Origin of the sequence: uncultured Bacteroides sp. (assembly GCF_947632445.1) — a bacterium.
Taxonomy (GTDB): Bacteria; Bacteroidota; Bacteroidia; order Bacteroidales; family Bacteroidaceae; genus Bacteroides.
Genome location: NZ_CANRPM010000094.1, coordinates 1 through 7,704, shown reverse-complemented (window position 1 = coordinate 7,704; position 7,704 = coordinate 1). Strand labels below are relative to the sequence as shown.

General features: G+C 47.9%; 8 protein-coding genes. 2 read left to right on the top strand and 6 right to left on the bottom strand.

The genetic code is table 11. The annotated features are described in order from the left end of the window. Window positions 1-10 precede the first annotated feature (10 nt). Window positions 11-787 (bottom strand): MBL fold metallo-hydrolase, encoded by a 777-nt coding sequence (locus tag Q0Z70_RS12515; RefSeq protein WP_298075008.1) that lies wholly within the window; start codon window positions 785-787, stop codon window positions 11-13. Between the two features lie 141 nt (window positions 788-928). Between Q0Z70_RS12515 and Q0Z70_RS12510 the strand changes: the two genes are divergently transcribed. Beyond that, a complete protein-coding gene (locus Q0Z70_RS12510; protein ID WP_298075006.1) occupies window positions 929-1,831 on the top strand; it encodes an AraC family transcriptional regulator in 903 nt (300 codons plus the stop codon). Between the two features lie 169 nt (window positions 1,832-2,000). Continuing rightward, window positions 2,001-2,678: a tRNA (guanosine(37)-N1)-methyltransferase TrmD gene (gene trmD / locus Q0Z70_RS12505; protein WP_298075004.1), complete on the top strand. Its 678-nt coding sequence runs from the start codon at window positions 2,001-2,003 to the stop codon at window positions 2,676-2,678. A 92-nt stretch (window positions 2,679-2,770) separates the two neighbouring features. Here the strand turns inward: trmD and Q0Z70_RS12500 are convergent, their stop codons facing one another. The 5 genes from Q0Z70_RS12500 to Q0Z70_RS12480 all read right to left on the bottom strand — a co-directional run bounded on the left by Q0Z70_RS12500 (window position 2,771) and on the right by Q0Z70_RS12480 (window position 7,604). Next, window positions 2,771-3,682 (bottom strand): dihydroorotate dehydrogenase, encoded by a 912-nt coding sequence (locus Q0Z70_RS12500; RefSeq protein WP_298075002.1) that lies wholly within the window; start codon window positions 3,680-3,682, stop codon window positions 2,771-2,773. After that, window positions 3,670-4,449: a dihydroorotate dehydrogenase electron transfer subunit gene (locus Q0Z70_RS12495; protein WP_298075000.1), complete on the bottom strand. Its 780-nt coding sequence runs from the start codon at window positions 4,447-4,449 to the stop codon at window positions 3,670-3,672. The genes Q0Z70_RS12500 and Q0Z70_RS12495 overlap by 13 nt, the downstream gene beginning before the upstream one ends. Before the next feature lie 107 nt (window positions 4,450-4,556). Continuing rightward, the gene (locus Q0Z70_RS12490) at window positions 4,557-5,027 is read right to left on the bottom strand and encodes a helix-turn-helix transcriptional regulator (protein ID WP_298074998.1); all 471 of its coding nucleotides are present in this window, start codon (window positions 5,025-5,027) and stop codon (window positions 4,557-4,559) included. Between the two features lie 770 nt (window positions 5,028-5,797). Continuing rightward, window positions 5,798-6,820, bottom strand: a complete 1,023-nt coding sequence (gene holA / locus Q0Z70_RS12485) for a DNA polymerase III subunit delta (RefSeq protein WP_298074996.1) — start codon at window positions 6,818-6,820, stop codon at window positions 5,798-5,800. Window positions 6,821-6,827: 7 nt separating this feature from the next. Next, window positions 6,828-7,604, bottom strand: coding sequence for an AMP nucleosidase (locus Q0Z70_RS12480; RefSeq protein WP_298074993.1), 777 nt, complete (start codon window positions 7,602-7,604; stop codon window positions 6,828-6,830). Window positions 7,605-7,704: the final 100 nt, after the last annotated feature.

Below are 7,704 nucleotides of genomic sequence, written 5' to 3'. Positions count from 1 at the left end.
AAAGGTTATGTTACAAGTTTATGATTTCCCCGTCTTCTGGTATCAACAAGCGAGCCATGTCTACTTTCTGATGGTGTGCCTCATTGCGGAGGATGGCACGTGTGGTTTGGCAATGGTCAATAGCATCCATGTGGACAGCAATCAACCTGACATGCTTTGGCAGCTCGTCGAGCATCTGCATGACTTCGTGCTCATCTGGAATAATCGACCCCAAATCCTTGGAGAATTCAGGAAATACGGCCCCACCGCTGTTGACAATAATATAGTCGGGGTGAAATTCTTTCACTGCCTTACGGGTCTCTTCATCCCATTTACAATCTCCCATGATATAGACTACAGGCAAGCGGTCTGCTTTCAGTACAAAACCGGATACCGGCCCCATCATGACGGCGAGCTGGCCGTTTCCGTGATGCCCGGAAGTTCGGTAAATGCTCATACGTTCCATTGACAGAACTGTTTCGATGGATTTTGCATTTATAAAGCCCTCATTTTTAATTGCTTCTTGATCTTGTGGTTGAGTGAAGAAAGGAATGCTTTGGGGCAAATACTGCCGGACGCTCGGTTCGTAATGGTCAATATGGTTGTGGGTCAGCAAAACCAAGTCTGTGCCTTTTGTAATCTCATCGACCGACATGTTTAGGTGAACCCTTGGATTTTTATTAACTCCAAGTGCTGATCTCAGCGTTTCTTTTTCCGCTAATACAGGATCTACTAAAATGACATATCCTGCATACTGAATTTTCAGGGTAGCATTGCGTACCAGCTGAAGCGTTGTTTTGTTGTTCATTTCCATATAGATATATTGTTTAATTATTTAATACGCTGCAAAGTTCGGAAGATTCCATTCATCCCCCTATGCCTTAAAATGTATAAGATATGCCATTTTGATAAACGAATTCCGTATCTTTGCAGGAGACATCTGTTTATTATGCAAAAGAAGAGTATCAATCCGTCGAAACTGGTCAACGTACCTTTCAGCAAGACACAATGCGGTGTGGATTTTTATATCAATACCGGCAACGGGAAGGATATTAGCGGTGTACTGACTGAAAACACGACATTCAAAACTGACTTTTTTGAGTTTTTCTTTCTCCGCCGGGCCAATGGATTTCTGTTGCTGAACTGCAAACGGATAGAATTGCACGACGACATGGTACTGCTTCTCTCCCCACACCAACAGCAGGAGTGGCATGTCGACGAACAGGCATTAGAATATACCTTTCTCATATTCAGGGAAGACTTCATGCGCACGTTCATTGCGGACAAGTTCTTTGCCTATCGTCTGCTCTATTGCTATCAGACCGACACGCCGCCTCATTTGTCAGTTTCCCGGGAGAACCTTGCCGAATACATGCGGCTCTTGGGAAAAATCAAGCAAGAATTGCTTCATACCACAGCCGACAGCTACAATCTGATAGTGGCCGTCCTGTATTATCTTCTGCTGACTATTAACCGTGAATATGCTTCAGTCTATCATTTACCGGTCAATATACCTAAAAACAATTACGCCTATCAGTTCAAAGACTTGCTCGAACGACATATCCATAAAGTGCAGCGGGTTGCTGAATATGCCGGAATGATGCACGTCAGCCGCATTACCCTGAATAATGCAGTGATGTCGCAATTTGGCGTTTCTGCCAACCACCTGTTGAAACAAAGGTTGCTGGAAGCCTTAAAGAGCGACTTGCTCTTCTCCGACTACAATGTCAGCCAACTGGCAGACAAATTTCATTTTTCGGATTCGAGCCATTTGATGCGTTTCTTCAAGCAGCAGACGGGCAAAACTTTCTCCCAATATCTGTCGGATTATAAAAAGGGAATATACGAATAAATGTCATATGAATTAAGGGTAATATGACCCTTCATCAAGGGTCACGAACACCCTTCATCGGGGAGTTCCGCAAAGCAGCCGGGCATGCACGAAAATCCGCCTTTTTCTTTTCCCATCTCCCTAAATATTGTACTTTTGCAACGCCCTTTAGCAAGGGGCAAGAAATGTTATGCGTATAGATATTATTACCGTTCTTCCTGAGATGATTGAAGGCTTCTTCAACTGCTCCATTATGAAGCGGGCACAGGACAAGGGCCTGGCCGAAATTCATATCCACAACCTGCGCGACTACACCCGTGACAAATACCGCCGCGTAGACGACTATCCCTTTGGCGGCTTTGCCGGTATGGTGATGAAGATTGAACCCATCGAACGCTGCATCGACAGCCTGAAGGCCGAACGCGACTACGACGAAGTGATTTTCACCACGCCCGACGGCGAGCGGTTCAACCAGCCCATGGCCAACACCCTGTCGCTGACACAGAACCTCATCATCCTGTGCGGCCACTTCAAGGGCATCGACTACCGCCTCCGCGAGCACCTCATCACGAAAGAAGTGAGCATCGGCGACTATGTGCTGACGGGGGGCGAACTGGCCGCTGCCGTCATGGCCGACGCCATCGTGCGCATCATTCCCGGTGTGCTGTCCGACGAACAATCGGCCCTGTCGGACTCGTTCCAGGACAATCTGCTGGCCGCTCCGGTCTATACCCGTCCGGCCGACTATAAGGGTTGGAAAGTTCCTGATATTTTACTGTCCGGTCACGAGGCGAAGATTAAGGAATGGGAGTTGCAGCAGTCCATCGAACGGACTCGCCGGCTGCGTCCCGACTTGTTGGGAGAATAGAACAAGCATGTAAAGATAGAAGAAAAGGACATCATCCGGCTGATGTCCTTTTTTATTACACTTGCTTGCGAAGAGGGTATCTTTGTCAGACGCTACACCTCAAGTGCGCCGATAATGTCCGTCACAGCCTTAAATCCGTGTCGCGTAAGGTAGTCGTCGATACCTTCGGCAACCTTGACCGTAACCGTCGGGTCGATGAAGTTGGCTGTACCGATTTGGACGGCAGAAGCCCCTGCCAGCAGGAATTCAATCGCATCCCTCCAGTTCATAATGCCCCCCAGACCGATGACCGGTATTTTTACCGCTTTGGCCACCTGCCATACCATACGCAGAGCAATGGGCTTCACCGCCGGACCGGACAGGCCTCCCGTCACCGTAGATAGCAGCGGACGGCGTTTTTCGGCATCTATGGCCATGCCAAGCAGGGTATTGATGAGCGAAACGCTGTCGGCACCCCCGTTTTCGGCCGCGCGTGCTATTTCAATAATGTCCGTCACGTTGGGCGACAGCTTTACGATAAGCGTCTTTTTATACACCCGACGCACGGCTTTGACTACTTCTTCGGCTCCTTTGGCAGTCACACCGAAGGCCATCCCTCCCTGCTTTACATTGGGACAAGAGATGTTCAATTCTATGGCAGGAATTTTGTCAAGTTCGTTAATGATGGAGGCCGTTTCGGCATAATCCTCGATAGCCGAGCCCGACACATTCACAATTATATTGGTTCGGATGTCTTTGATTCGTGGATAGATGTGTTCAACAAAGTAATGCACACCCTTATTTTGCAGTCCCACAGCGTTTAACATGCCCGAAGGAGTCTCCGCCATGCGCGGATACGGGTTTCCTTCACGTTTGTGAATGGTGGTTCCTTTTACAATGATACCGCCTATTCGCTCCAAATTGATGAAATCGGCAAACTCTTCACCGTAGCCGAAAGTACCGGAAGCGGTCATCACCGGTCCTTTCATTTGCAATTCACCAATCTTTACACTTAAATCTGCCATAACAGTTTGTTTATATTAAATACGGGACCTTCTTTACATACACACACGTTGCCTTCATCGGTGTTTTCCACACAGCAGAGGCAGGCGCCTACACCACAGGCCATCTTGTTTTCCAAAGACACTTCGCAGTCGATGCCCTTTGCTTTGGCATAGCGTGCCACGGCCATCATCATCGGCTTGGGACCGCACGTATAGATGTGCTCAAACTCCACTCGTTCCAGGATAGAGTGCCGCGTCACGAAACCTCTTTCACCGTGACTGCCGTCTTCGGTCGTCGTATATACTTCACCGTAGTCCACAAATCGGTCGAGCTGCAACAGATCCTTGTCGCTGCGGGCACCCAACAGGAAGGTGGGCTTGCATCCTCGTTTCTGCAGCTGTTCGCCTAAGTAGAGCATCGGAGCCGTACCTACGCCGCCGCCTACCACCAGCAGCTTGTCCGAGGCTTTTTCAGGCATTGTGAAGCCATTTCCCAAAGGAAGCACCACATTGATTACATCGCCTGCTTTCGCTTCGCCCAAACGTTTCGTTCCATCTCCCACAAGCTGAATCAGGAACCACACCTCGTTACGCTGTCTATCCACGTAATTGATGGAAATAGGGCGGCGCAAGAACGTAGTGGGCGAGCCGTCTACACGAATTTCAGCGAACTGTCCCGGCAGCATTTCCGGCAGTTCCATCTGGGGGGATGTCAGCTTCAGCAGCACATAGTGGGCGTGCAGGCGGACGTTCTCCGTGACTGTCAAATCTAAGATATATTTTTTCATTACTACAAAGAATGGATTTCAATCGTTGTGCAAAGATAGTGCAAACCGAGAGAAGTGCAAAAGTCGAAAACGACGTTTTCAGGCTTTTCTACTTCCTAATTCATCCTTTATGCCGGCTTAAAAGTCTCATACGTATTGTCGTCGAAGAAAATTCTTATTTCAGTGATTTTCCTGGGCGGCCTTTCCTTATAGACAATCTCTTGTTTTACAGTCTCTTTTGAAGCGTTTGAAGACCTTGCTAATGACATTTCCTTGCGTTTTTCCGGTTCATCCGTCCCTTTGGCCGCATTTTCGGCATTCTCAGCGAATAGCGGATAGTTTGCTCCGATGTCTTCGGTGGCAAGGGTGGAAGAATCGGCTTCGTGGCTCATATTGCCTTGCCCCGTGAGTAGCCAGTCGAGATTGATGTCACTGTAACGCTGGTGAAGCCGGAGGATGACCTCTGTGCTTGGATATTTGTTGCGAGGGCCCAGAATGTGTGAGATGGTAGCTTGTGCCACTCCAATGCTTTCGGCAAAAGCTCCGGCGGTTAGCTTTTCCCGTTCCATAATCATTTTAAAGCGGTCTTTGATGTTCATATAGGATATATTACAAAAAGTATTTTTCCGGTTACAAAAGTAAATACCATAATTCATGTTTGCAAATTTAATGTTGTAATTCTTTTGCATTACAGAAATATTTTATTATTCCAACTTTAATTATTGTATTTGACGTATACCTGAAATAAGTAAAATTATTGCATGAATTAAACTTTAGCAAAAAGCAATACTACGCTGATAATAGGTTGATTATTTAGTAAAATAGTCCTTTAATAGGGAGGGTTTACATAAGTAAAGCCTATTTTTAGGGAATTTATTAAAGCAAGTTCACATTAAACTATATTATTCATTCTGATATACAACTAATTATTTGCAACAATACATTTTCTTAATTGTTAGATAAACACAAATGTAATCCCCTACTTCACTATGATAAATACGCATTTATTCACCTACGTAACAAAAGTGAATATTACATTTAGGATGAGATCAAGTACGATTGTTATACACGTAAAACTGTAATATATTACAGATGGAAACTTTCTCTTGTTGTATTTACAACTATCCTGCCCATTTCAGACATATATTATACATACAACTATGAATGCAGGGAGAATTGAATGATTGGAAAGCTTGGACATTTTCCTCCCTTTTTTTATTATTGTAATTTCCGGCCCGTTTTTCCGTAAAACTACTGATTGGAGAAAATATCGCATTCTCAGAGGCTTTATTTTGATATAAGCTTCTGTAATGTAGCTTATTAACCGCTATTTCTATATTCGTCAATGGGAGAATTATAGAAGAATCGATCAATGCAGAATTCTAAACACCAGCTCCCGCAGAATATCACCGTCGCTCACCGAGTTGTTCTCCACTCCTTTCGAGCGGGCATCGGCCGTGCGTATCTCGCCGATAATCTGCAACGTCTTAATTCCGCTGTAACGGCGCATGGCGGCCATGTATTCGCGTGCCTGCCAGGGCGACTTCAAGTCGAGGAAAGCAGCGATGCCCTGCTCCGACTTTTCGGGGGCATAATAGGCCATCATCAGGTTTGAAAAGAAGCCGAAAAGTAAAGATAAAGTCATCTGTATGGGATTCCCTTTCGGATTTTCTTCAAAGTATTTTACTATCCGGTTAGCTTTCAGCACATCTTTTTCGACTAAGGCGGCCCGGAGTTCGAAGTTGTTGTAATCTTTGCTGATTCCGATGTTCCGCTCCACCTGTTCGGGAGTCACTCTTGTCAAATCTTTTGGCAGCGTAATGATCAGCTTCTCCAGTTCGCCTGTCAGACGGCTCAGGTCAGTACCCACAAATTCGGCTACCATCTGCGAGGCCTTCGGTTCGATGTCTATGTTCTTGCGTTTCAGGTAGGAAGTGATGAAGGCGGGCAGCTGGGCTTCTCGTATCTTTTTCGACTCGAAGACGATGCCTCCTGCCTTCTCTATCTCGCCGGCCAGTTTCTTGCGGCGGTCCAACGCGCCATGCTTGTGGCAGAGGACGAGGATGGTAGACCGCAGCGGTTTCTGGAGGTAGTAGGTCAGTTCGTCCATGCCGCGCACCGCCTGCGCCTCCTTGACGATGATGACCTGGTGCTCGGCCATCATCGGGTAGCGTTTGGCTGCATTGATAATGGTCGCTATGTCTGCGTCGGCCCCATACATCACCGTCTGGTTGAACTCCTTTTCCTCATCGGTCAGGATGTTCTCTTCGATGTAGCCGGCTATCTGGTCTATGTAGTAATCTTCCTCGCCCATCAGGTAGTAGAGGGGGCGGTACTGCTTTGCTTGCAGCTCCTTCAGGATGTCGTCGCACGTCAGTTCTTGCTTTGCCATAGTCTTTTTACCAGTCGAATTTCAGGTGTTTTACGGTCTTCTTTTCGTCGATAATCATGCGGAGCGACTCGATGCCTATTTCCACATGCTCGGCCACATAGTTCTTCGTCACCAGGTTGTCGCTTTGGTCGGTCTTCACGCCTTCGGGAATCATGGGCTGGTCGGAAACCAGCAGCAGGGCGCCCGTGGGGATGTGGTTGGCGAAGCCGCAGCTGAAGAGGGTGGCCGTCTCCATGTCCACCGCCATGGCGCGTGTCGTCTTGAGGTATTCCTTGAAGCGGTCGTCGTGCTCCCAGATGCGGCGGTTGGTGGTGTAGACGGTTCCTGTCCAGTAATCGTGGGCGTGGTCGCGGATGGCCGACGACACGGCACGTTGCAGCATGAAGGCCGGAAGTGCAGGCACTTCGGGCGGGAAATAGTCGTTCGACGTACCTTCGCCGCGAATGGCCGCGATGGGAAGGATTAAGTCCCCCAGCCTGTTTTTCCGGTCGATGCCTCCGCACTTGCCGAGGAACAGGCAGGCCTTGGGACGGATGGCGCCGAGCAGGTCCATAATGATGGCGGCATTGGGGCTTCCCATACCGAAATTGATGATGGTGATGCCTTCGGCACCGGCCGATGTCATGTTGGCGTCGCGCCCCAGGACGGGGACGTTGAACTTCTCGGCAAACAGTTCCACATACTTGTTGAAGTTGGTCAACAGAATGTATTCGCCGAAGTCTTCCAGCGGTCGTCGGGTGTAACGGGGCAGCCAGTTGGCTACAATTTCTTCTTTCGTCTTCATAAGATTTCTTTCAGCAAACGCAAAAGTACAACAATTAGGGAGACGGGAAAAGAAAAAAGCGGATTTTCGTGCATGGCCCGGCTGCTTTGCGGAACTCTCC

Bases quoted from the DNA above. Each gene is read 5' to 3' on its own strand.
- Q0Z70_RS12515 (WP_298075008.1), bottom strand. From the start codon at position 787: ATGAACAACAAAACAACGCTTCAGCTGGTACGCAATGCTACCCTGAAA.
- Q0Z70_RS12510 (WP_298075006.1), top strand. From the start codon at position 929: ATGCAAAAGAAGAGTATCAATCCGTCGAAACTGGTCAACGTACCTTTC.
- trmD (WP_298075004.1), top strand. From the start codon at position 2,001: ATGCGTATAGATATTATTACCGTTCTTCCTGAGATGATTGAAGGCTTC.
- Q0Z70_RS12500 (WP_298075002.1), bottom strand. From the start codon at position 3,682: ATGGCAGATTTAAGTGTAAAGATTGGTGAATTGCAAATGAAAGGACCG.
- Q0Z70_RS12495 (WP_298075000.1), bottom strand. From the start codon at position 4,449: ATGAAAAAATATATCTTAGATTTGACAGTCACGGAGAACGTCCGCCTG.
- Q0Z70_RS12490 (WP_298074998.1), bottom strand. From the start codon at position 5,027: ATGAACATCAAAGACCGCTTTAAAATGATTATGGAACGGGAAAAGCTA.
- holA (WP_298074996.1), bottom strand. From the start codon at position 6,820: ATGGCAAAGCAAGAACTGACGTGCGACGACATCCTGAAGGAGCTGCAA.
- Q0Z70_RS12480 (WP_298074993.1), bottom strand. From the start codon at position 7,604: ATGAAGACGAAAGAAGAAATTGTAGCCAACTGGCTGCCCCGTTACACC.